The sequence below is a fragment of the Blastococcus sp. SYSU D00820 genome, assembly GCF_054050695.1.
In genome coordinates this window covers 78,468-101,568 of record NZ_JBJGZW010000006.1, presented here as the reverse complement: position 1 = coordinate 101,568, position 23,101 = coordinate 78,468, and the positions used below count along the sequence as shown (strand labels likewise).

Genomic DNA, 23,101 nt, shown 5'->3' with positions numbered 1-23,101 from the left:
CGACGCTAGGCCCGGGATCGTCGGCCGGCCCCGGTACCGTGGGCGCGGCCGTCCGCCACCGTTCCAGGGAGCCCTCCGATCGACCCCGCCCGCGCGCGCCAGCCCGGTCCGTCCACCGGGCTGTTCGTCGCCTTCGAGGGCGGCGAGGGAGCGGGCAAGTCCACCCAGGTGCGCACCCTGGCCGGCTGGCTGGCGGAGGAGGGGCACGCCGTCCGGGTCACCTTCGAGCCCGGCGACAGCGGGCCGGGCGCGGCGATCCGCGCGATCGTGCTCGACCGGGCCACCGCCGGCCTGGTGCCGCGCGCCGAGGCCCTGCTCTACGCCGCCGACCGCGCCCAGCACGTGGAGACCGTGCTGCGGCCGGCGCTGGCCGAGGGAGCGGTCGTGGTCACCGACCGCTACGTCGACAGCTCCCTGGCCTACCAGGGCGCCGGGCGCGCCCTGTCGGTCGAGGAGGTGGCCGGCCTCTCCCGCTGGGCCACCCAGGGGCTGGTGCCCGACCTGACCGTGCTGCTGGACCTGCCGCCGGCCACCGGCCTGGCCCGCGCCCGCGGGCGGGCCGCCGCCGACCGCATCGAGGCCGAGTCGCTGGAGTTCCACGAGGCGGTGCGGCGCACCTTCCTCGACCTCGCGGCCGCGGAGCCGGCGCGCTACCTGGTGCTGGACGCCACCCGCGGCGCCGACGACCTCGCCGGCGACATCCGCACCGCGGTCCGCGCCCGGTTGGACGGCCGGAGATGAGCGCCCCGGCCGTCGCCGAGGGCGTGTGGGCCGACGTCATCGGCCAGCCGGAGGTCGTCGCCACGCTCCGCGCCGCGGTCGCCGACCCCGCGGCGATGACCCACGCCTGGCTGTTCACCGGGCCGCCCGGCTCGGGGCGCTCGGTCGCCGCCCGCGCCTTCGCCGCGGCGCTGCAGTGCCCGGCCGGCGGCGACGGCACCTGCCACGAGTGCCGCACCGTGCTGTCGGGCACGCACGCCGACCTCAACCTGATCAACCCCGAGGGCCTGTCGATCGGCGTGGCCGAGGCGCGGGAACTGGTGCGGATCGCCGGCCGGGCGCCGTCCCAGGGCCGCTGGCAGATGATCATCGTCGAGGACGCCGACCGGATGAGCGAGTCGGCGGCCAACGCCGTCCTGAAGATGATCGAGGAGCCGCCGCCGCGGACGGTCGTCATGCTGTGCGCGCCGAGCCTGCACCCGGAGGACGTCTCGGTGACGATCCGCTCGCGCTGCCGCGTGGTGGGCCTGCGGACGCCGCGGGTCGAGGACGTCGCCGACGTCCTGGTCCGGCGGGACGGCGTGGACCCGGCGCTGGCCGCCTGGTCGGCCGCGGCCGCCGGCGGCCACGTCGGGCGGGCGCGGCACCTGGCCCGCGACGAGGCTGCCCGGCTGGCCCGCAAGGCGGTGCTCGACATCCCGCTGTCACTGGTCTCGCTGGCCGCGTGCCTCAACGCCGCCGACGAGCTGGTCGGGGCGGCCAAGGATGAATCCGACCGCACCAGCGCCGCGCTCGACGGCGCGGAGACCGAGGCGGTCAAGGCCAGCCTCGGCGTCGGCGCCCGCGGGCCCGGCGTGGCCGCCGCCAGCCGCGGCGCCGGCCAGCTCAAGGAGCTGGAGAAGCGGCAGAAGTCGCGGGCCACCCGGCTGGGCCGCGACTCCCTGGACCGGGCGCTGGTCGACCTCGCCGCTCTCTACCGCGACGCGCTGGTGCTGGCCGCGGTCCGCGCCGGGGGCGGGGAGGCCCCGGCGCTCGCCCACCCCGACCGGCGGGCCGACGCCGAGGAGCTGGCCGCCCGCATCGGCGCCGAGGGGGCGCTGCGCCGCATTGACGCGGTGCTGGCCTGCCGCACGGCGCTGGAGCAGAACGTGAAGCCGCAGGTGGCCGTCGAGGCGCTCACCGTGGCGCTGCGACTCCCGGCGGAGCGGGCCTGACCCTCCGCAGGAGGCGTCCACCGGTGCCCTAGACTGGTCGCCGCACGTCGCCGCCTTAGCTCAGTCGGTAGAGCATCTCACTCGTAATGAGAAGGTCGTCGGTTCGATTCCGACAGGCGGCTCGCGTCTTCCCAGCGGCCCCGCCCCTCCCGGGCGGGGCCGCTGCGTCGTTCCGGTGCCGCTGCGTCGTTCCGGGGCCGTGCACCCGGCCTCACCCGGAGGGGAGGGGTCGCCTCAAGGCCGGACGGGACCGTGCCGAAATGAGCCGCGTGACCACCCCGTCGAGCGCCGCGGTCCGGGACGGCCGGCGCCCGGTGCGGCTGCCGTGGTCCTCGCTGCTGCCCCTCGCCGGGATCGCGGTGCTGCTGGCCGCCCTGCCGCTGTTGGTCTCGGTGCAGTTGCCCGGCCGCCCGGGACTGGTCCCGCTGCTGCTCGTGGTCGTCGCCTGCTTCGACCTGTTCAGCGTCGTCCTCCTGACCAGCATCTTCCGGACGACGGGCGAACCCCGGACGCTGCTCCTCGCCGGGAGCTACGTCTTCGCCCTGCTCACCGCCGTGTACCGGGGGCTGGCCTATCCCGGCGAGGCCGGCATGCAGGGCGCGTGGACCGGCGCGGCCGCGGTCACCCCCTGGCTCTGGGCCGTGTGGCACGGCGGGTTCGCCGTGCTCGTCGCCCTGTCGATGGCGCCCTGGCCGCGCCGCCTGCGGGCCACCGTCCCGCCCGGCCGGCGCACTCCGCTGGCCATCGCGGTGCACGGGATCGCCGGGCTGCTCGCGACGGCGGGCGCGGGCCTGCTGCTGGCGGTCGTGGACCGGCTGCCCACCCTCATCGTCGGCAACGACACCAGCGGGCTCACCCGGACGACGGGGCCGTGGCTGCTGCCGCTGCTGGTGGTCTGCTCCGCGGTGACGATCGCCGGTTCCTGGGGTCGCACGGGGCCGCTGCGCTGGACCGGGCTGGCCGCCGCGGCGGCGCTCGGGGAGGTCGTCGTCAGCCTGGCCGGGCCGGCCCGCTACAGCGGCGCCTGGTACACCGCCCGCGTCCTGTCCGTGCTCGCCGCCTGCGTGCTCGTGGCCGCCCTGGTCGGCGAGTACGCCGCCATCCGCCGCCGGCTGACCCGCGAGGGCGAGCTGCTCCGCGAGGCGCTGGCCCGCACCCGGGAGCTCGAGCAGGTCCAGTCCACGCTGCTGCAGCACCTGGGCGACGGCGTCCTCATGTGGGACCGCGACGACCGCATCGTCGCCAGCAACCCCGCCGCCCACGAGCTGCTCGGCATGGACTCCCACCAGCTGACCGTCGGGCCCAAGCCGCCCTGGCGGGCGTTCCGGCTCGACGGCACCCCGTGGGAGGCCGTCGACCTGCCCACCCGCACCGCCTTCCGCACCGGCGAGGGGCAGCGCGGCCAGGTCGTCGGCATGGCCGGGCCCGCGGGGGTGCGCTGGCTGAGCGTCACCACGGAGCCGGTCCGGGGGGCCGGCGGCGCGGTGGAGTACGTGGTCACCTCCATGCGCGACGTCACCGAGGAGCACGCCGCCGCGCTGGCCGCGGAGGACGAGCACCGCATCCGCCGGGCGCGCATCGAGCAGCTGCTCGTGGCCGGTGGCCCCGACGTCGTCCTCCAGCCCATCGTCGAGCTCGCCACGGGCCGGGTCGTCGGTCACGAGGCACTGGCCCGCTTCCCCGGCCGGCCGCAGCGGACGCCGGACGCGTGGTTCGCCGACGCCGCGGCCGTGGGGCTGGGCGTCGAGCTCGAGCTGTCGGCCGTGGCCGCGGCGCTGGGCGCATTCCGGCGCCTGCCACCCGGCACCCACCTGTCGATCAACGTCGGCCCGGACACCGCGCTGTCGGCGCAGCTGCCCGAGCTGTTCCGCGGGCTGCCGGAGGACCGGCCGGTCATCCTCGAGCTCACCGAGCACGTCGGCGTCGACGACTACGCGGCGCTGACCGCCGCCCTGGAGCGGGTGCGCCGGCTCGGTGTCCGGTTGGCCGTCGACGACGCCGGGTCGGGCTTCGCCTCGCTGCGGCACATCCTCAACCTCCGCCCGGACGTCATCAAGCTCGACCGCGACCTGGTCACCGGGGTGGACGGCGACCCGGCGCGGCGGGCCCTGGCCGGCGCGCTGCTCACCTTCGGCACCGAGATCGGCGCCGAGGTCGTGGCCGAGGGCATCGAGACCGCGGCCGAGGCCGCCGCCCTGCAGCGGCTGGGCATCCGCCTGGGCCAGGGCTTCCACCTCGGCCGGCCGGGGCCCTGCCCTCAGCTGACCTCGACGATCGGCAGCCGCAGCGCCGCCGGCGCCGACGGCGGCACGACCGGCGCCCTCGGGGGCACCGGCGTCAGCCGCACGTAGTCCGCGCCGACGGCGGGGCGCGGATCGGCCTCGCCCTTGTTCGGCCAGAACGACATCGCCCGCTCGGCCTGCGCGGTGATCGTCAGCGACGGGTTCACCCCGATGTTGGCCGAGATGGTCGAGCCGTCGACCACGTGCAGCCCCTCGTGACCGAAGACCCGGTGGTAGGGGTCGACGACGCCGGTCGCGGGGGAGTCGCCGATCGTGGCGCCGCCCAGGAAGTGCGCGGTCATCGGGATGTCGAAGATCTCGCCGATGCTGTTGCCCGGATAGCCGTCGATGTGCGCGCTCATCCGCTCCAGCGCCTCGTGCGCGGCCGGGATCCACGTCGGGTTGGGCAGCCCGTGGCCCTGCTTGGAGGTGACCCGCACCCGGCCGAACAGGCCGCGCTTGGGATAGAGGGTCAGCGAGTTGTCGTGGGTCTGCATGACCAGCGCGATGATCGTGCGCTCCGACCACCGGCCGATGCCGCCGTAGAGCGACAGCAACCGCCCGGGGTGGCGGATCGCGGTGCCCAGCCACAGCAGCCACCGCGGGTACCGCCCGCCGCCCTTGGTGGCCAGCGTGGACAGCAGGCCCATGGCGTTGGACCCCTTGCCGTAGCGCACCGGCTCGATGTGGGTGAGCTCGTCGGGGTGGAACGACGAGGTGATGGCGACGCCGCGGGTGAAGTCGTGGCGGTTCCGGTTGCGCCAGCGGGTGGTGGCGCCGCCCAGCGACTCGGAGTTGGTGCGGGTCAGCACGCCCAGGCGGTCGGACAACCCCGGCAGCTGCCCGCCGGCCTTCATCCGGTGCAGCAGCTGCTGGGTGCCCCAGGTGCCCGCGGCGACGACCACCTGGTCGGCGGTGAACCGCCGCCGCGTCGCCTTAGCCCGCCACGCGCCGGTGCGCACGGTGTCGACGACGTAGCCGCCGCCGGGCCGCGGCCGCACGGCGGTGACGGTGCGCTCGGCGTGCACCTCCGCGCCGGCCCGCTCGGCCAGGTACAGGTAGTTCTTGACCAGCGTGTTCTTGGCGTTGTGCCGGCATCCGGTCATGCACTCGCCGACCTCGATGCAGCCCCGCCGGCGCGGTCCGGCGCCGCCGAAGAACGGGTCGTCGACCTCGACGCCGGGCTCGGTGCGCCCGTTCCGTCCGAAGAAGACGCCCACCGGGGTGCGCCGGTAGGTGTGCCCGACGCCCATCTCCTCGGCGACCTGCCGGATCACCTCGTCCGACGCCGTCGTCGTGGGGTTCTGGACGACGCCGAGCATCCGCTTGGCCTGGTCGTAGTAGGGGGCGAGCTCGGCGCGCCAGTCGGTGATGTGCGCCCACTGCCGGTCGCGGTAGAAGGCGTCGGAGTGCGGCTCGTACAGCGTGTTCGCGTAGTTGAGCGACCCGCCGCCGACCCCCGCCCCGGCGAGGACCAGCACGTCGCGCAGCAGGTGCACCCGCTGGATGCCCTTGAGCCCGAGCCGCGGGGCCCAGAGGAAGCGCTTGAGGTCCCAGGAGGTGGCGGCGAAGTCCTCGTCGGCCCAGCGGCGGCCGGCCTCCAGGACCCCGACCCGGTAGCCCTTCTCGGTGAGCCGAAGGGCGGTCACGCTGCCGCCGAAGCCGCTGCCGACCACGAGGACGTCGTAGTGCTGGGGATCGGGTGCACGCACGCCGACACCCTGCCAGCCGCCGCGGCGGCCGGCGCGCGGTCGTCCCGCGATCGGGTGCCCCGGGGCCGCGCGTCGCCCGGAGGACGGGGCCGGTCCCGGGGACCATGAGGCCGTGGACAGAGCCGAGGCCAGTGCCATCGCGCACCGGTGGCACCCGATCGCCGCCCCGCTGGCCCCCGAGAGCGTGCGGACGCTGATCGAGCGGCTGGCGCCGCCGGCCGGCGGCCGGGTGCTCGACCTCGGCTGCGGCTACGGCGAGTGGCTGCTGCCGCTGCTGGAGTCGGTGCCGGGGCTGGAGGGCGTGGGCGTCGACCTGTCCGGGCCCGCGCTCGCCGAGGCCCGCGCGCGGGCGGCCGCGCGCCGGCTGTCCCGGCGGGTGCGGCTGGAGCAGGCCGACGCCGGCACCTGGTCGGGGGACCGGTTCGACGCCGTCCTCTGCGTCGCGGCCAGTCACGTCTTCGGCGGGCTGGCCGGCACGCTGACCGCGCTGCGCCGGCACCTGCGGCCCGGCGGCACCGTGCTGCTCGGCGACGGGTTCTGGGAGTCCGGCCCGACGCCGGAGGCACTGGCGGCGCTGGGCGCCGAGCCGGGGGAGCTGCCCGACCTCGCCGGGTTCATGGCGGAGGTCGAGCGGCAGGGCTACGAGCCCGCGTACGGGCACCTCAGCACCCCGGCCGAATGGGACGACTACGAGTGGTCCTGGACCGGGGCGCTGACCACCTGGGCGCTCACCGAGGCGACCGACCCCGCCGACCGCGAGGAGGCGCTGGGCATCGCCCGCACGCACCGCCGCGAGTGGCTGGCCGGGTACCGCGGGCAGCTGGGCTTCGTCACCGTCGTCCTGCACGACGTCGCGGGCTCCTGACACGCCGACGGCGGCGCACCCGTGGGGGTGCGCCGCCGTCGGGGTCCGTCGTGCGCTCGGCGGCCACTCGGTGAGAGGCCAGCGTGGGGGGAAGGGGCGTGCTCCTAGTGGTGGGCCGGAGCTTCCTGGGCCCGCTTGAGGGAGGCCTGAATCTCGGCCTCGGCCTCGGCGCGCCCGACCCAGTTGGCGCCCTCGACCGACTTGCCCGGCTCGAGGTCCTTGTAGGTCTCGAAGAAGTGCTGGATCTCCAGCCGGTCGAACTCCGACACGTCGGTGATGTCGGTCAGGTGGGCCATCCGCGGGTCCGTCGCCGGCACGGTGAGGACCTTGTCGTCACCACCGGCCTCGTCGGTCATGCGGAACATGCCGATGGCCCGGCAGGTGATCAGGCACCCGGGGAAGGTCGGCTCCTCGAGCAGCACCAGGGCGTCGAGCGGGTCGCCGTCCTGGCCCAGGGTGTTCTCGATGTACCCGTAGTCCGCCGGGTAGCGGGTGGAGGTGAAGAGCATCCGGTCCAAGCGGATGCGGCCGGTGGCGTGGTCCAGCTCGTACTTGTTCCGCTGGCCCTTGGGGATCTCTACCGTCACGTCGAACTGCACGGGTCGTAGTGTGACCCACGGCCCCCGGCGCGCTCAGCCGGAGGTCGGTCAGGGGGGTGGGCACCATCGCGCCGAGCGGCTCGACGACCGTCACGCCGAAGTACTCGCGCTTCCGCAGGCGGCTCGTCCTCGGCGTCCTCGCCGCCTTCCTCGTCGTCGTCCTCGCGGTCGGCGGCGTGATCTGGCTGCTCCGGGACGACGGCTCCGGGGGCGCCGCCACCGAGCAGGTCGCCGGCGCGGAGCTGCCCGACGTCCCGGCGGCCGCGCCGGTGCTCGCCGCGCTCTCGTCCGACGCGCCGCAGCCCAGCCCGCAGGCCCTCTCCTCGGTGCTCGCGCCGCTGCTGGCCGACCCGGCCTTGGGCGCCGGGGTCGGCGCCCAGGTCGTCGACGTCGCCAGCGGCACCGTCCTGCTCGACCAGGACGCCGAGGCGCCGGTCACGCCCGCCTCGACGGCGAAGCTGCTCACCGCGGTCGCCGCGCTCACCGCGCTGGACCCCGAGGACACCCTGCCGACGACGGTCGTCGCCGGGGCCGCCCCCGGTGAGGTCGTGCTCGTCGGCGGCGGCGACCCCACGCTCTCCACGACGGCCCCCTCGCAGCCCTACCCGGGCGCGGCGACCGTGGCCGACCTCGCCGCCCAGGTGCAGGCCGCCCTCCCGGCCGGCACGACGGTCACCGGCGTCGTCGTCGACAGCTCGCTGTTCGAGGGCCCGCTGACCGCCGCCGGCTGGAGCCCGGGCGACGCGCCGTCCAGCTACGCGGCGCCGATCACCGCCACCGCCGTCGACGGCGCCCGGCTCACCCCCACGGGCAGCGCCCGCAGCGGCCAGCCCGGCCTCGACGCCGGTGCCGCCCTCGCCGAGGCGCTCGGCGTGCCGGCCGCGGCCGTGTCGCTCGGCGAGGCACCCGACGGGGCCGAGGAGCTCGGCCGCGTGGCGTCCGCGCCGATCGCCCGGCTCGTGGAGCAGATGCTCGCCCAGTCCGACAACGTGCTGGCCGAGGCGCTGGCGCGACACGTGGCGATCGCGCGCGGGGAGCCGGCCACCTTCGAGGGCGCGGCCCGTGCGGTGACCGACGCCGTCGCCGACGCCGGCGTGGACGTCGCCGGCGTCACGCTGGCCGACGGCAGCGGCCTGTCCGGCAGCGACCAGGTGCCGCCGGCCGTCCTCGTCGACCTCGTCGGCGGCGCCGCGAACGGCTCCCTGCCCGGTGCCGCCGCGCTGCTCTCCGGCCTGGCCGTGGCCGGGTACGACGGCACGCTCGCCGACCGCGGGGACGACGACCCGGGCACCACACCCGGCGCGGTGCGCGGCAAGACCGGCACCCTCCTCGGCGTGCACGCCCTCGCGGGGACCGTGGTGACCGCTGACGGCCGGCTCCTGGCCTTCGCGGTCGTGGCCGACGCCGCCTCCGGCGGGGAGCCCGCGGCCGAGGCCGCGCTCGACGCCGTGGCGGCCGCGCTGGCCCGCTGCGGGTGCTCCTGACCGGGGCGGAGACCCAGCTCCGCCGCGTACCGTGAGGCCGATGAGCGCCTCCTCACTGGTCGACTGGGACCTCGCCGGCCGCACGGCCCGCCGCCTGATCAACCCGGGGCCGCAGACGACGCGGGAGGAGGCCGCCGCCGTCGTCCGCGAGCTGCACGAGGCCGCCGCCGTGGCCGTCGCGCACGTGGAGGGCCTGACCGGGCTCTCGCCGGTTCCGGGCGGGCCGGTGCCCGAGGTCGCGGTCGTCGACCGGCCCGGCTGGATCGACGCCAACGCCGCCGGCATGGCCGCGCTGCTCGACCCGCTGGTCGACGCCCTCGCCGAGAAGCAGGGCTCCCGGCCCGGGCCGCTGGCCACCGCGATCGGCTCGCGCGCCACCGGCGTGCAGGCCGGCGGCGTGCTGGCCTTCCTCTCCTCCCGGGTGCTCGGCCAGTACGAGGTCTTCGGCTCCGGCGGGCGGCTGCTGCTGGTCGCGCCGAACGTCGTCGACGCCGAGCGCCGGCTCGGGGTCGACCCGAGCGACTTCCGGCTGTGGGTGTGCCTGCACGAGGTCACCCACCAGCTGCAGTTCACCGCGGTGCCGTGGCTGCGCGGCCACCTCGAGGCGCAGATCGCCGAGTTCGTCGAGGCCACCGACCTCACGCCCGACGTGCTGCGCGACCGGCTGCGCGACGTCGTCCGCAGCCTGGGCGACGCGGTCCGCGGCGGGGAGGACGACGACGAGACCGGCGGCCTCATGGCGCTGGTCCGCGACCCCGCGCAGCGGGCCGTGCTCGACCGGGTCACCGCGGTGATGAGCCTGGTGGAGGGGCACGCCGAGTACGTGATGGACGGCGTCGGCCCGGACGTCGTCCCGTCGGTGAAGACGCTGCGCAAGCGCTTCGCCCAGCGCCGCAAGGGCCGCGGCCCCGTCGACCGCGTGCTGCGCCGGCTGCTCGGGCTCGAGCAGAAGATGAAGCAGTACGCCGACGGCCGGCACTTCGTCGGCGGCGTCGTCGACCTGGTCGGCATGGACGGCTTCAACCGGGTGTGGTCCGGGCCCGAGACGCTGCCGCGGATCGAGGAGCTCACCGCGCCCGAGCGCTGGGTGGAGCGGGTGCACGGCCGCCCGGCCATCCCCGCCTGAGCCGCCGGTGGGCGGGCCCGCGCCCGCGGTCGCGCTGCTGCGCCGCGCCGTCCGCCCGGGGCTGAGCGAGGCGCCGGCGCCAGTGCTGGCCGCGGTCAGCGGGGGAGCGGACTCCCTGGCGCTGGCCGCCGCGCTGGCCTTCGAGGCGCCGCGCGCCGGCGTGCCGGCCGGCGCGGTCACCGTCGACCACGGCCTGCAGCCGGGGTCCGCCGACCGCGCGCGGGCCACCGCCGCACTGCTCGCCGGCCTCGGCCTGGACCCCGTGCGCGTCGTCACCGTCGCGGTCGGGACCGACGGCGGGCCCGAGGCGGCCGCCCGCACCGCCCGGTACCGGGCCCTCGCCGCGGTCGCCCGCGAGACCGGCGCGCGGATCGCCCTCGGCCACACGCAGGACGACCAGGCCGAGACCGTGCTGCTCGGCCTGGGCCGCGGCTCCGGTCCGCGCTCGGTGGCCGGCATGGTCGCCCGCCGGACCGAGAACGGCGTCGAGTGGTGGCGGCCGCTGCTCGCCGTCCCGCGGACGGCGACGCGCGCCGCCTGCGCCGCCCAGGGGCTCCCCGTCTGGGACGACCCCTGGAACGCCGACCCCGCCTACCGCCGGGTGCGGCTGCGCACCGAGGTGCTGCCCCTGCTGGAGGACGTCCTCGGCGGCGGGGTCGCCCCGGCCCTCGCCCGCACCGCCGCCATGCTGCGGGAGGACCTCGACGCGCTCGACGCGCTGGCCGCCGCGGAACTCGCCCGGCTCGCCGGGGCCGACGGGCTCCCGGCCCGCGAGCTCGGCGCGCTCCCCGCCGCACTGCGCCGCCGGGTGCTGCGCGGCTGGCTGCGCGGCGCGGGGGTGCCCGACCTGCAGGCGGTGCACCTGGCCGCCGTCGACGCGCTGCTCACCGGGTGGCGCGGCCAGGGGCCGGTGGACGTACCCGGCGGTGCAGCGGTCGCCCGGGCGTCTGGCAGGCTGGTGGTCCGGCGCGCCGAGGAGGCCGGCGGCGCGGACCGGTTGCCGAACCGCGAGGAGCACCAACGCCGTGAGTGAGACCCACACCGTCCCCGGGGCCCTGGGTCCCGACCACGGCTACGGCCCCGACATCGACCACGTGCTGCTCAGCGAGGAGCAGATCCAGGGCAAGATCGCCGAGCTCGCCGCCGAGGTCGCCCGCGACTACGCGGGGCGCGAGGTGCTGCTCGTCGGCGTCCTCAAGGGCGCGGTGCTGTTCATGAGCGACTTCGCCCGGGCGCTGCAGCTGCCCACCCAGATGGAGTTCATGGCCGTCTCCTCCTACGGCAGCTCCACCAGCTCGTCGGGCGTCGTGCGCATCCTCAAGGACCTCGACCGCGACATCGCCGACAAGCACGTGCTGGTGCTCGAGGACATCATCGACTCCGGGCTCACCCTGTCGTGGCTGCTCAAGAACCTCGGGAGCCGGCGGCCGGCCTCCCTGGAGGTCTGCGCGCTGCTGCGCAAGCCCGACGCGGTCAAGGTCGAGGTGCCGGTCAAGTACATCGGCTTCGACATCCCCAACGAGTTCGTCATCGGCTACGGGCTGGACTACGCCGAGCGGTACCGCGACCTGCCCTACATCGCGACGCTGAAGCCCGAGGTCTACTCGAGCTGATCGTCGGCCTACCGGCCGACACCGCGGCCAGGGCCCGTCCCCGACCTGCGCGGAGCCGGGAACGGCCCTCCGATCGCGGACCCCTCCGGGGCCCACTCCGTCCGGCCAGGACGACGACGTCGTCCCACACCGCGGCCAGGGCCCGTCCCCGACCTGCGCGGAGCCGGGAACGGCCCTCCGACCGCGGACGCCTCCGTCCGGCCAGGACGACGACGTCGTCACCGGCGCCGCTCCCCTCGGGCGGAGGCACCGGAGCGGGCCGCCACCCCGCCGGGGGAGTCCAGCAGCCTCCCCGCTCGTGCACAGCAGTTCCCCAGGTTCTCCGGTGTACCGTCGCTCGCAACGACGCTGCACCGAGGCGCACGGGTGCCCCCGGGCGCCAGGAGCGTCCCCCGGACGATCAGGAGGGTCGACGGGCCAGGCCGGGACGCGGCCGCCCGGTATCGGTGTATGGAACGTAAGAAGATCTTCCGGTCCGTCTGGTTCTGGGTCGTCCTCGTCGTCCTGGTGGCCGTCGGCTTCTCCACCCTGTTCCAGGGCGACGGCGGCTACGAGGAGGTCTCGACCGCCACCGCGCTCGAGCAGATCGAGGACGGCAACGTCCAGTCGGTCACGATCAACGACAAGGAACAGACCCTCGACCTCGACCTGCGCAACGCGGTCGACGGCGCCGACAAGGTCACCGCGTCGTACCCGATCGGCGCCTCCGACGACGTCTTCGACCTGCTCTCGGGTCAGGACGGCGGCGACGCGGTCGACTTCGACACCAACGTCACCCAGGACAACGTCTTCGTCAGCGTCCTGATCAGCTTCCTGCCCTTCGTCATCCTCCTGCTGCTGCTGTTCTGGCTGTTCAACTCCATGCAGGGCGGCGGCCGCGGTGTCATGGCCTTCGGCAAGAGCAAGGCCAAGCAGATCACCAAGGACACCCCGAAGACGACGTTCGCCGACGTCGCCGGCGCCGACGAGGCGATCGAGGAGCTCCACGAGATCAAGGACTTCCTGGCCAACCCGGTGAAGTTCCAGGCCGTGGGCGCCAAGATCCCCAAGGGCGTGCTGCTGTTCGGCCCGCCCGGCACCGGGAAGACCCTGCTGGCCCGCGCCGTCGCCGGCGAGGCGGGGGTGCCGTTCTTCTCGATCTCCGGCTCGGACTTCGTCGAGATGTTCGTCGGCGTGGGCGCCAGCCGTGTCCGCGACCTGTTCGAGCAGGCCAAGACCAACGCCCCGGCGATCATCTTCGTCGACGAGATCGACGCCGTCGGGCGGCACCGCGGCGCCGGCATGGGCGGCGGGCACGACGAGCGCGAGCAGACGCTGAACCAGATGCTCGTCGAGATGGACGGCTTCGACGTCAAGGGCGGCGTCATCATGATCGCCGCCACCAACCGGCCGGACATCCTCGACCCGGCGCTGCTGCGCCCGGGCCGCTTCGATCGGCAGATCGCCGTCGACCGCCCCGACCTGGAGGGCCGCAAGGCCATCCTCGCGGTGCACGCCAAGGGCAAGCCGCTCGCGCCCGACGTCGACCTCGATACCGTCGCCCGGCGCACCCCCGGCTTCACCGGTGCCGACCTCGCCAACGTGCTCAACGAGGCCGCGCTGCTCACCGCCCGCAACAACGGCTCGCTGATCACCGACGCCACCGTCGAGGAGGCGATCGACCGCGTCATCGCCGGCCCCGAGCGGAAGACGCGGGCGATGAGCGAGAAGGAGAAGAAGGTCACCGCATACCACGAGGGCGGGCACGCCCTGGTGGCGCACGCACTGCCCAACCTGGACCCGGTGCACAAGGTGACGATCCTGCCGCGCGGGCGGTCGCTGGGGCACACGCTCGTGCTGCCGACCGAGGACAAGTACACCCAGACCCGGTCGGAGATGATCGACACCCTCGCCTACGCCCTCGGTGGGCGCGCGGCCGAGGAACTGGTCTTCCACGAGCCGACCACCGGCGCCGGCAACGACATCGAGAAGGCCACCTCCATGGCCCGCGCGATGGTCACCCAGTACGGCATGAGCGCCAAGCTGGGCGCGGTGAAGTACGGCAGCACCGACTCCGAGCCGTTCCTGGGCCGCGACATGGGCTCGCGACCGGACTACTCCGAGGCCGTCGCCGCCGACATCGACGCCGAGGTGCGGGCGCTGATCGAGGCCGCGCACGACGAGGCCTGGGAGATCCTGGTCGAGTACCGCGCCGTCCTCGACGCGCTGGTGCTGGAGCTCATCGAGAAGGAGACGCTGAGCAAGGACGACATGGCGCGGATCTGCGCGCCGGTCACCAAGCGGCCCTCCCTCGCGCCGTACAACGGCTTCGGCAAGCGGACGCCGTCCGACCAGCCCCCGGTGCTCACCCCGGCCGAGCGGGCCGCGGTGAACGGCAACGGCCACGTCGGCGAGGGCACCGCGATCGGTGACGTCGGCGCTCCCGTCCAGAGGTGAGCGGGCTCGCGAGCTCACCGGTGAGCACAGCAGCGTCGCGGACGCGCCCGACGGGCGCCGGCGAGGAGGCCGCGTGAGCGAGATCCCGGAAGAGGCGGAGGACGAGGTCCGCCCGGTCCCCGGCATGGTCGACACCGCCCGTGCCGAGGCCGCCGTGCGCGAGCTGCTGCTGGCCATCGGGGAGGATCCCGACCGCCCGGGCCTGCAGGACACCCCGGCCCGGGTGGCCCGTGCCTACGCCGAGACCTTCGCCGGCCTCGCCCAGGACCCGGCGGACATCCTCGCCACGACCTTCGACGAGGACCACGACGAGCTGGTGCTGGTCAAGGACATCCCGATGTACTCGACCTGCGAGCACCACCTCGTGCCCTTCCACGGGGTCGCGCACGTCGGGTACATCCCCGGCGAGGACGGCAAGGTGACCGGGCTGTCCAAGGTGGCCCGGCTGGTCGACGTCTACGCCCGCCGGCCGCAGGTGCAGGAGCGGCTGACCCGGCAGGTCGCCGACTCGATGTACGACGTGCTCAAGCCGCGCGGCGTGATCGTCGTCGTCGAGGCCGAGCACCTGTGCATGTCGATGCGCGGCATCCGCAAGCCCGGGTCGCGCACCGTGACCTCCGCCGTCCGGGGCATCTTCCGCGACAACCCCGCCACCCGCGCCGAGGCGATGGGCCTCGTCCTGGGGAGATGACGCTCCCCAGGCCCGCGCACTGCGTGGTGATGGGCGTCCTCAACGTCACCCCGGACTCCTTCTCCGACGGTGGCTGCTTCGCCGACGCCCCCTCGGCGATCGCGCACGGCCTGGCGATGGCCGAGGCCGGTGCCGACTACGTCGACGTCGGCGGGGAGTCCACCCGGCCCGGCGCCGACCGCGTCGACGCCGACGAGGAGTGCCGGCGCGTGGTGCCGGTGATCGCCGAGCTGGCCCGCGCCGGCGTGCGGGTCAGCGTCGACACCACCCGCGCCGAGGTCGCCGAGGCGGCGCTGACCGCCGGGGCGGTGCTGGTCAACGACGTCAGCGGCGGGCTCGCCGACGGCCGCATGGCCGCGCTGGTCGCCGAGGCCGGCGTGCCCTGGGTGCTCATGCACTGGCGCGGGCACAGCCGCGAGATGTACGCCGCCGCCCGCTACGGCGACGTCGTCACCGAGGTGATCGCCGAGCTCACCGCGCGGGTGGAGGACGTCGTCGCCGCCGGCGTCGCCCCCGAGCAGCTCGTCCTCGACCCCGGCCTGGGCTTCGCCAAGCGCGCCGAGCACAACTGGCGGCTGCTGGCCGGCCTCGACCGCATCGTGGGCATGGGCCTGCCGGTGCTGGTCGGCGCCTCCCGCAAGACCTTCCTCGGCCGCGAGCTGGCCGGCCCGGACGGCGCCGTCCGCCCGGCCGAGCAGCGCGACGCGGCCACCCTGGCCACCACGGTCATGGCCGCGCAGGCCGGCGCCTGGGGAGTGCGGGTGCACGACGCCGGCGCCTCCGCCGACGCCGTCCGCGTGGTCGCCGCCGTCCAGCGCACCCGCAGGGAGACCCTCCGTGGCTGACCGCATCGCCGTCCGCGGCCTCACCGCGCACGCCCACCACGGCGTCTACGACTTGGAGCGCCGGCGCGGCCAGACCTTCGTCGTCGACGCCGTCCTCGAGCTCGACACCGCGCCCGCCGCGGCCGGTGACGACCTCGCCAGGACGGTGAACTACGCCGAGCTGGCGCAGCGGCTGCACGCCGTCCTCACCGGCGAGCCGGTGGCCCTGCTGGAGACCCTCGCCCAGCGGCTGGCCGACGTCTGCCTGGCCGATCCGCTGGTCGACGCGGTCGAGATCACCGTGCACAAGCCGCATGCCGACCTCGGGGTGCGCTTCGACGACGTCGCGGTCACGATCCACCGCTCCCGGGCATGACCCGCGCCGTCCTGTCCCTCGGGGCCAACCTCGGCGACCGCGCGGCCACGCTGCGCGCGGCGATCGAGGCGCTGAAGGGCGACGGGCTGGTGGCCCGGTCGGTGCTCTACGAGACCCCGCCGTGGGGCCCGGTCGAGCAGCCGCCGTACCTCAACGCCGTCGTGGTGGTCCGCGGCCCGCGCGACGCCGCCGGCTGGCTGGCCCGCGCGCACGAGCTGGAGCAGGCCGCCGGGCGCACCCGCGAGGTGCGCTGGGGCGCCCGCACCCTGGACGTCGACGTGGTCGCCGTCACCGCGGACGACGGCACGCCGGTCGTCTCCGACGACCCCGCGCTCACCCTGCCGCACCCGCGGGCGCACGAGCGGGCGTTCGTGCTGGTGCCGTGGCACGCCCTCGAGCCGGCCGCCGAGCTGCCCGGGCACGGCCGGATCGCCGACCTGCTCGCCGCGCTGCCACCGGCAGACGTCGACGCGGTGGTGCGCTGGGAGCACCTCCGGTGAGCCCGGTCCGGCGTCGCGACCTCGCGATCCTCGCCGCCGGCCTGGCCGTCGCCGCCTGGCTGGTGGTGCGCGCGGCCTACGGCGAGCTGCCGCCGCTGCGCTGGTGGCTGCCCGTGCCCCTCGCGCTGCTCGCGGTCGCCGAGGCGCTCGGCGCCCGCACCCTGCGCGCCCGGCTGGCGGCCCACCGCGACGCCCGCCGGGCGGCCCGCGGCCAGTCGGCCGGCACCCTGGCCGCCCGCCCGGGCCGGCGCCCGACCGGCGACGTCCGCCCGGTCGAGCCGATGCTGGTCGCCCGGCTCGCCGTGCTGGCGCAGGCCAGCGCCTACGTCGGCGCGGTGTTCCTGGGCATCTGGGTGGGCGTGCTCGCGCACGTGCTGCCGGCGCTGGGCCGGCTGTCGGCCGCCTCGGGGGACGCCGTCACCGGCGCGCTCGGGGTGGTCTGCTCCGGGCTGCTGGTCGGGGCCGCGCTGTGGCTGGAGACGGTCTGCAAGGTGCCCCCGGGCGGCGACGACGCCGGGCGTGCCTAGCCTCCGGTGCCCAGCGACCGGCGCAGCATCGCGTGCACCGCGTCCGGGGTGAGCACCCCGAGGTAGCGGTCGCCGTCCACGACCGGCACGAAGCCCTCGTCCTGCTCGAGCAGCACCGCCATCGCCGTCCGCAGGGACGACGAGACCGGCACCGCCGCCGGGGTGGCGCGCGGCTTCGCCGTCGCGCCGGGCAGCCAGCCGCGGTACCTGCCCGCCTCGTCGACGACGACGGCCCACGGCGTCCCCGTGGCGTGGCCCGCCCCGCCGTCGCTGGGCCGCACGACCGGGGGGTGGGCCAGCCCGTCGACGTCGATGCCCGTGACCGCCAGCCGCTTGATGCCGCGGTCGGCACCCACGAAGTCCGCGACGAACTCGCTGGCCGGCCGGCCGAGCAGCTCGGCCGGCGGGGCGAACTGCTCCACGTGCCCGCCGGCGCTCATCACCGCGATGCGGTCGCCGAGCCGGACGGCCTCCTCGATGTCGTGCGTGACGAACACGATGGTCTTGCGCACCGTCTCCTGCAGCCGCAGGAACTCCGTCTGCAGCCGCTCGCGCACCACCGGGTCGACGGCGGAGAACGGCTCGTCCATCAGCAGCACCGGCGGGTCGGCGGCCAGGGCCCGGGCCACGCCGGCGCGCTGGCGCTGCCCGCCGGAGAGCTGGGCGGGATAGCGGTCGCCGTGCACCGCCGGGTCGAGCCCGACGGTGGCCAGCAGCTCGTCGACCCGCGCCCGGGTGCGGCGGCGGTCCCAGCCCAGCAGCCGGGGCACGGTGGCGACGTTGGCCCGGACCGTCTGGTGGGGGAACAGGCCGACGTTCTGGATGACGTAGCCGATCCGGCGGCGCAGCTGCTCGGCCGGTACGCGGGTGACGTCCTCGCCGCCGAGCAGGATCCGCCCGGTCGAGGGCTCGATGATCCGGTTGACCATCTTCATGGTCGTCGTCTTGCCGCAGCCGGACGGCCCGACCAGCACGGTGAGCTCGCCGGCGGCGAAGGTGAGGTCCAGCTCGGCGACGGCGACCGTCCCGTCCGCATAGACCTTGCTGACCCCCTCCAGCCGGATCTCCTCGGCCGTCGAGCCGGCGGCCGGGCCCTCCGGTGGTCCGTCCGGCGCGGTGGCGCCGGGTGTGGGGACGGGGGGTGCGGCAGTAGCGTCCACCGGGTGGCCTCCCTGGATGTGCGCCCGCTGCTGGACGCCGAGAGCGACCCGTCGCGGGTGCTCGCCGTGGACGAGGCCCCGAACCCCTGGTTCGACCCCTCGTACGTGTCGGACAACTGGTCCACCATTGTGGGCCACCTCGGCGAGCACGTCTGGCTGACCGTCGCCGCCGTCGTCATCGGCGCCGTGCTGGCGCTGCCGCTGGCGGTGCTGGCCCGCCGGTCGCGGTGGCTGTCCGGCCCGGTCCTGGCCTTCTCCTCGATCGTCTACACGATCCCGTCGCTGGCGCTGTTCGCGCTGATCTTCCCCTTCACCGGGCTCTCCCCGGTGACCGTCCTGATCGGCCTGGTCGCGTACTCGCTGGTCATCCTCGTGCGGAACTTCCTCGCCGGGCTGCAGGGCGTGCCCGACGACGTCCGGGAGGCCGCCCGGGGCATGGGGTACGGCCCGGGGCGGCTGTTCTGGCGGGTCGACCTGCCCCTCGCGCTGCCGGCGTTCATGGCCGGCCTGCGGATCGCCACGGTATCCACGGTCGCGCTCACCACCGTCGGCGTGCTCATCGGGCACGGCGGCCTCGGGCAGCTGATCACCGGGGGCTTCGCGGCGAACTTCTACCGGGCCGAGATCGTCACCGGCACCGTGCTGTGCGTCCTGCTCGCGCTGCTGGCCGACCTGCTCCTCGCCGGCGTGCAGCGCGTGCTGACGCCCTGGACCCGGGCGGTGCGCGCGTGAACGACTTCGCCCGGGCGCTGGTCTACCTCAACGACCCGCTGAACTGGAGCCGCCGCGGCGGCATCGTCGACCTCACCGTCGAGCACCTGGCGATCTCCGGCGCGGCGGTGCTGGCCGCGGTCGTCGTCGCCCTGCCCGTCGGCGTCGCGCTGGGCAGCGGCGGCCGCGGCGGGGGAGCGGTCGTCGTCCTCTCCAACGTCAGCCGGGCGGTGCCCACCCTCGCCCTGCTCACCCTGTTCGCGGTCAGCCCGATCGGCTTCGGGGCCACGGCCACCGCGATCGCGCTGGCCGTCTTCGCCGTCCCGCCGATCCTCACCAACACCTACGAGGGCTTCCGCGGCGTCGACCCCGACGTCCGGGAGGCTGCCCGGGCGATGGGCATGACCCGCGGCCAGGTGGTCGGCCGGGTCGACCTGCCGCTGGCGCTGCCCCTGGTGCTCACCGGCATCCGGACGGCGGCGGTCCAGGTCGTGGCGACGGCGGGGCTCGCGGCGCTGGTCGGAGGCGGTGGGCTGGGCCGGCTGGTCAACCTCGGCTTCCGCCAGCAGGACTACGGGAAGATGATCGCCGGCGCCGTCGTGATCGCCGTGCTCGCGCTGCTGACCGAGCTCGTCCTGGTCGCGATCTCCTGGGCGGTGAGCCCCGGGCCCCGCCGGCTGCCGTTCCGCCCGGCGCCCCGATCGGCGGCCGGGCAGGCCGCGGGACGCCCCGAGGCGACCGCCAGCGGCGTCCCGCTGTGACCGTCGTGGGCGAGTAACAAGCGCACAACACATCCCCGTCCTCGCTGGTCCCGAGCCCGCTCGAACGGTTCCATGGGCGCGCGGGACACCTCCCGCCAGACACGCGTCGCGGCCGCACGGCCGCACGGGACACAGAAGGCGGACGCCCATGCGCATGCGCTCCCGGTACCTCACACCCCTGGCCGTCGTGGCCGTCCTCGCCACCGCCGCGTGCGGTGAGTCGGGCTCGTCGGGCTCGGGGGGCGGCAGCGCCAGCGGCTCGAACGCCGCCACCGGCGACGCCTGCGCGCCCGTCGCCGGCGACCAGCTGGTCGTCCTCGAGGACGACCAGGGGCTGCAGAACGCCGACAACGTCGTCCCGGCGGTGACCGCGGCGACCGCCGCGGCGAACCCGGCGATCCTGCCGGCGCTGGACGCGGTCTCCGCGGCCCTGGACACCGAGCAGCTCATCGACCTGAACGCCGCGGTCGACGTCGAGCGGCAGAGCGCCGAGGACGCCGCGGCCGCCTGGGTCGAGCAGAGCGGGGTCACCGACGGCCTCGAGCAGGGCAGCGGCACCGTGGTCGTGGGGGCCGCCGAGTTCAGCGAGTCGGCCATCCTCGCCAACATCTACGCCGACGTCCTGCAGGCGGCCGGCTTCGACGCCTCCGTGCGCACCGTCGGCAACCGGGAGCTGTACCTGCCGGCGCTGATCTCCGGCACCGACATCCAGGTGTTCCCCGAGTACCTCGCCACCGTCGCCGACATCCTGAACAAGCAGGTGACCGGCGACCCCGACGCGCCGAGCATCGCCACCAGCGACGCGCAGGAGACCCTCACCGCGCTGCAGCCGGTGGCCGAGCAGGCCGGCCTGGTGTTCGGCGAGCCCTCGGCGGCGGCCAACCAGAACGCCTTCGCCGTCACCCAGGAGTTCGCCGACGAGCTCGGCGTCAGCACCCTGTCGGAGCTGGCCGACGCCTGCGGCGACGGCTCGCTGGTGCTCGGCGGTCCCGGGGAGTGCCCCGAGCGGCCGCAGTGCCAGCTCGGCCTGCAGGAGACCTACGGGCTGTCGTTCGCCGAGTTCGTCGAGTACGACGCCGGCGGCCCGCTGACCAAGGCCGCCATCCAGCAGGGCGAGGTCTCCATCGGCCTGGTCTTCAGCACCGACGCGGCGCTCGCCCAGGGCTGACCGGCCCCGCATCGACGCAGGCCCCAGCGGATCGCCGCCGGGGCCTGCGGCGTGTCTGCAGGACGTGGTGGTCCGCTCTCGCACCGTTACGCTGGAGGGCATGCGAGGGGACGCCGACCAGCAGCGCGGCCGGCCCGTCCCCACTGCCGCCCGCGGCTCCGCGGGCCGCCCCGGCGGGGGGCTCCCGTTGCGCACCGTCGGCCTGGTCGGCGGGTTCGTGCTCGCCGTCGTGGCCACCGCCGTGGTGTTCCTGACCGACAACCCCCAGGTGCTGCGCCTGGCCGTGGTCGGCGGGGCCTGGGCCTTCGTCCTCGCCCTGCTCGCCACCCGCCGGGCGGCGCCGCCCGCCGACGGTGCGGCCGCGGGCAACGAGGCGGACCTCCGCCGGGCCTACGAGGCCGAGCTCGCCCGCGAGGTCGCCGCCCGCCGCGAGTACGAGCTGGAGCTGGAGAACCGGCTGCGCCGCGAGGCCGAGGAGGCCATGCGCGCCGAGCTGGACGGCCTCCGGCGCGACCTCTCCACCCTGTCCGCGCTCCGCCAGGACGTCGCCGCGCTGGCCGAGCTGCGCCGCGACGTCACCGGCCCCGGCGGCCTGCGCCAGGAGGTGGCGGCCCTGTCGGCGCTGCGGCAGGAGATCGCCGGCCCCGGGGGCCTGCGCGACGAGGTGCGCGCCCTGTCGGAGGTGCGCGAGGAGGTACGGGCGCTGGCCGCGGTCCGCGCCGAGCTGCTCGCCCTGCCCGAACTGCGGGCCGAGATGGGGCGGTTGCGCACCGAGCTGGCCGAGCAGCTGTCCAGCGAGATGCTGGTCGAGCGGATCGTCATGCGCACCCAGTCGACCCGGCAGGCCGCGGGGGAGACCGGTGAGCTGCGCACCGTGGAGAGCAGCGCCGCCTGGGCCGACCAGCCGCCGCGGGAGCTGACCGGTGGCTGGCCGGCGGTTTCCCTCGACGCCCGCACCGACGACCGGCCGCGGGAGACCCGCACCTTCGAGGCGGTGACGCGCACCAGCCGCCCGGTCGAGCCCGCCCAGGCCGAGCCCGCGCAGCCCGAGCCCCGTCACGGCCGGCACGAGCGGCCGGCCGACCCGCCGCCGAGCCCGCTGGACTGGCTGGCCAGCCGCTCGCTGACCGACGACGCCGCCGGCGACGGCGGGCCCCGCCGCCGGCACACCGACGAGGCCGCCGAGGGCCTGACCGTCGAGCGCCCGGTGCCGCACCGCCGGGAGCGCACCGCCGTCCCCGAAGCGTGGCCCACCCCACCCGCCGCGCCGCCGCCGGTCGCCGGCCCGACCACCGCGCCGACGACGTCCCCGCAGCCGGTCGCCGCCCCGCAGACGACCCAGGCGTCCGCCCTGCCCACCCCGGGCGAGGCGCGCCTGGCGCAGATCCTGGCCGAGAGCCGGGTCAGCCCGCCCTCGGGCGGCCGGCGCCGGCGGCGCTACCGCGACGACGAGGACGAGGCCGACGACGTCCTCGCCCGGGTCCTGAAGGGGAACTGACCGGCTCCCGTGCAGGGGCCCGCCGCGGGCGTGCGAGCGGTGGGCGGACGGAAGTCCTGCTCCTAGGCTGGGCCGCGGGACAGCGCCCCGCCGTCCAGCACGAGCGTCTGGCCGGTGACCCAGCCCGACTCGCTGCCCAGCAGGTAGGCCGCCGCCTCGCCGACGTCCTCCGGGACACCCAGCCGCCCGACCGGGTACTGCTGCGACACCTGCTCCTCGCGCCCCTCGTAGAGGGCGGTCGCGAACCGCGTCTTCACCACGGCCGGTGCGACCGCGTTGACCCGCACCGTCGGCCCCAGCTCCACCGCCAGCTGGGTGGTCAGGTTGATCAGCGCGGCCTTGCTCACCCCGTAGGCGGCGATGCCGGGGGAGGCCTTGAGCCCGGCCACCGACGCCACCAGCACGATCGAGCCGCCGTGCTCGGCCATCCACGCCCGCCAGGCCTCCTGCACCAGGCCGAGGGTGGCGACGACGTTGGTGTCGAGGATCTTGCGGAAGCCGTCGAGCGGGAGGTCCACCATCGGCCCGTAGACCGGGTTGATGCCGACGTTGCCGACCAGCATGTCGAGGCTGCCGAAGGTGTCGACGGCGGTGCGGACCGCCTCGGCGCGGTGCTCGGCGTCCCCGGCGTTGCCGGCGACCGCCACGGCCACCTCGGGCCCGCCCAGCGTGGCCACCGCCTCGGCGAGCGCCTCCGGCTTGCGCGCGGTCACGACCACCCGCGCGCCGCGCCGGACCAGGCTCTGCGCGATCGCCAGGCCGATGCCCCGGCTGGCGCCGGTCACGAGTGCGGTGCGTCCCTCGAGGTTGCCCACGTCGTCCTCCGTCCGGGAG

The 23,101-nt window shown here is 75.8% G+C and carries 22 protein-coding genes and 1 tRNA gene; 19 read left to right on the top strand and 4 right to left on the bottom strand.

Annotated elements, in window-relative coordinates; all coding sequences use genetic code 11:
* Nucleotides 1-78 precede the first annotated feature (78 nt).
* The 4 genes from tmk (at nt 79) to ACI79R_RS09315 (ending at nt 4,285) form a co-directional block, all read left to right on the top strand.
* Nucleotides 79-741, top strand: coding sequence for a dTMP kinase (gene tmk, locus ACI79R_RS09330; RefSeq protein ID WP_456573408.1), 663 nt, complete (start codon nt 79-81; stop codon nt 739-741).
* The gene (locus ACI79R_RS09325) at nt 738-1,934 is read left to right on the top strand and encodes a DNA polymerase III subunit delta' (protein ID WP_456573320.1); all 1,197 of its coding nucleotides are present in this window, start codon (nt 738-740) and stop codon (nt 1,932-1,934) included. Before tmk ends, ACI79R_RS09325 begins: the two co-directional genes overlap by 4 nt.
* 49 nt (nt 1,935-1,983) lie before the next feature.
* A tRNA-Thr gene (locus ACI79R_RS09320) sits at nt 1,984-2,056 on the top strand.
* A gap of 138 nt (nt 2,057-2,194) precedes the next feature.
* Complete coding sequence (locus tag ACI79R_RS09315) at nt 2,195-4,285, top strand: EAL domain-containing protein (RefSeq protein WP_456573319.1); 2,091 nt, start codon at nt 2,195-2,197, stop codon at nt 4,283-4,285.
* Here the strand turns inward: ACI79R_RS09315 and ACI79R_RS09310 are convergent.
* Nucleotides 4,192-5,928 carry a GMC oxidoreductase gene (locus tag ACI79R_RS09310; RefSeq protein WP_456573318.1) on the bottom strand — a complete coding sequence of 579 codons (1,737 nt, stop codon included), beginning with the start codon at nt 5,926-5,928 and terminating at the stop codon, nt 4,192-4,194. The two genes, ACI79R_RS09315 and ACI79R_RS09310, sit on opposite strands and share 94 nt — an antisense overlap.
* Before the next feature lie 112 nt (nt 5,929-6,040).
* Between ACI79R_RS09310 and ACI79R_RS09305 the strand changes: the two genes are divergently transcribed.
* Complete coding sequence (locus ACI79R_RS09305; protein WP_456573317.1) at nt 6,041-6,793, top strand: class I SAM-dependent methyltransferase; 753 nt, start codon at nt 6,041-6,043, stop codon at nt 6,791-6,793.
* Nucleotides 6,794-6,897: 104 nt separating this feature from the next.
* Here the strand turns inward: ACI79R_RS09305 and ACI79R_RS09300 are convergent, their stop codons facing one another.
* Nucleotides 6,898-7,392 carry an inorganic diphosphatase gene (locus tag ACI79R_RS09300; RefSeq protein WP_456573316.1) on the bottom strand — a complete coding sequence of 165 codons (495 nt, stop codon included), beginning with the start codon at nt 7,390-7,392 and terminating at the stop codon, nt 6,898-6,900.
* Between the two features lie 56 nt (nt 7,393-7,448).
* Between ACI79R_RS09300 and dacB the strand changes: the two genes are divergently transcribed.
* The 10 genes from dacB (at nt 7,449) to ACI79R_RS09250 (ending at nt 16,969) form a co-directional block, all read left to right on the top strand.
* Nucleotides 7,449-8,876, top strand: a complete 1,428-nt coding sequence (gene dacB, locus ACI79R_RS09295) for a D-alanyl-D-alanine carboxypeptidase/D-alanyl-D-alanine endopeptidase (RefSeq protein WP_456573315.1) — start codon at nt 7,449-7,451, stop codon at nt 8,874-8,876.
* Nucleotides 8,877-8,916: 40 nt separating this feature from the next.
* The gene (locus tag ACI79R_RS09290) at nt 8,917-10,002 is read left to right on the top strand and encodes a zinc-dependent metalloprotease (RefSeq protein WP_456573314.1); all 1,086 of its coding nucleotides are present in this window, start codon (nt 8,917-8,919) and stop codon (nt 10,000-10,002) included.
* A gap of 7 nt (nt 10,003-10,009) precedes the next feature.
* The gene (gene tilS, locus ACI79R_RS09285) at nt 10,010-11,035 is read left to right on the top strand and encodes a tRNA lysidine(34) synthetase TilS (RefSeq protein ID WP_456573313.1); all 1,026 of its coding nucleotides are present in this window, start codon (nt 10,010-10,012) and stop codon (nt 11,033-11,035) included.
* Nucleotides 11,028-11,615, top strand: coding sequence for a hypoxanthine phosphoribosyltransferase (gene hpt, locus ACI79R_RS09280; protein ID WP_456573312.1), 588 nt, complete (start codon nt 11,028-11,030; stop codon nt 11,613-11,615). The genes tilS and hpt overlap by 8 nt, the downstream gene beginning before the upstream one ends.
* A gap of 450 nt (nt 11,616-12,065) precedes the next feature.
* Nucleotides 12,066-14,051, top strand: a complete 1,986-nt coding sequence (ftsH, locus tag ACI79R_RS09275; RefSeq protein ID WP_456573311.1) for an ATP-dependent zinc metalloprotease FtsH — start codon at nt 12,066-12,068, stop codon at nt 14,049-14,051.
* A 73-nt stretch (nt 14,052-14,124) separates the two neighbouring features.
* Nucleotides 14,125-14,742, top strand: coding sequence for a GTP cyclohydrolase I FolE (folE, locus tag ACI79R_RS09270; protein ID WP_456573310.1), 618 nt, complete (start codon nt 14,125-14,127; stop codon nt 14,740-14,742).
* Nucleotides 14,739-15,587, top strand: coding sequence for a dihydropteroate synthase (folP, locus tag ACI79R_RS09265; protein ID WP_456573309.1), 849 nt, complete (start codon nt 14,739-14,741; stop codon nt 15,585-15,587). The genes folE and folP overlap by 4 nt, the downstream gene beginning before the upstream one ends.
* Nucleotides 15,580-15,942, top strand: coding sequence for a dihydroneopterin aldolase (folB, locus tag ACI79R_RS09260; protein ID WP_456573308.1), 363 nt, complete (start codon nt 15,580-15,582; stop codon nt 15,940-15,942). Before folP ends, folB begins: the two co-directional genes overlap by 8 nt.
* Complete coding sequence (folK, locus tag ACI79R_RS09255) at nt 15,939-16,442, top strand: 2-amino-4-hydroxy-6-hydroxymethyldihydropteridine diphosphokinase (protein WP_456573307.1); 504 nt, start codon at nt 15,939-15,941, stop codon at nt 16,440-16,442. The genes folB and folK overlap by 4 nt, the downstream gene beginning before the upstream one ends.
* Complete coding sequence (locus ACI79R_RS09250; protein ID WP_456573306.1) at nt 16,439-16,969, top strand: DUF3180 domain-containing protein; 531 nt, start codon at nt 16,439-16,441, stop codon at nt 16,967-16,969. Before folK ends, ACI79R_RS09250 begins: the two co-directional genes overlap by 4 nt.
* On the opposite strand, the gene ACI79R_RS09245 is transcribed toward ACI79R_RS09250, so the two are convergent.
* A complete protein-coding gene (locus ACI79R_RS09245; RefSeq protein ID WP_456573305.1) occupies nt 16,966-18,129 on the bottom strand; it encodes an ATP-binding cassette domain-containing protein in 1,164 nt (387 codons plus the stop codon). The genes ACI79R_RS09250 and ACI79R_RS09245 overlap by 4 nt on opposite strands.
* A 3-nt stretch (nt 18,130-18,132) precedes the next feature.
* On the opposite strand from ACI79R_RS09245, the gene ACI79R_RS09240 reads away from it, so the two are divergent.
* From ACI79R_RS09240 to ACI79R_RS09225, 4 genes are all read left to right on the top strand, one after another.
* Nucleotides 18,133-18,861 (top strand): ABC transporter permease, encoded by a 729-nt coding sequence (locus tag ACI79R_RS09240; RefSeq protein ID WP_456573304.1) that lies wholly within the window; start codon nt 18,133-18,135, stop codon nt 18,859-18,861.
* Nucleotides 18,858-19,601 carry an ABC transporter permease gene (locus ACI79R_RS09235; RefSeq protein ID WP_456573303.1) on the top strand — a complete coding sequence of 248 codons (744 nt, stop codon included), beginning with the start codon at nt 18,858-18,860 and terminating at the stop codon, nt 19,599-19,601. The genes ACI79R_RS09240 and ACI79R_RS09235 overlap by 4 nt, the downstream gene beginning before the upstream one ends.
* Before the next feature lie 148 nt (nt 19,602-19,749).
* Nucleotides 19,750-20,769 (top strand): glycine betaine ABC transporter substrate-binding protein, encoded by a 1,020-nt coding sequence (locus tag ACI79R_RS09230; protein ID WP_456573302.1) that lies wholly within the window; start codon nt 19,750-19,752, stop codon nt 20,767-20,769.
* Between the two features lie 100 nt (nt 20,770-20,869).
* Nucleotides 20,870-22,267 (top strand): DUF6779 domain-containing protein, encoded by a 1,398-nt coding sequence (locus ACI79R_RS09225; RefSeq protein ID WP_456573301.1) that lies wholly within the window; start codon nt 20,870-20,872, stop codon nt 22,265-22,267.
* A gap of 62 nt (nt 22,268-22,329) precedes the next feature.
* Here ACI79R_RS09225 and ACI79R_RS09220 read toward each other — a convergent pair whose 3' ends face one another.
* On the bottom strand, nt 22,330-23,082 hold the full coding sequence (locus tag ACI79R_RS09220) for an SDR family oxidoreductase (protein WP_456573300.1): 753 nt from the start codon (nt 23,080-23,082) through the stop codon (nt 22,330-22,332).
* Nucleotides 23,083-23,101 lie beyond the last annotated feature (19 nt).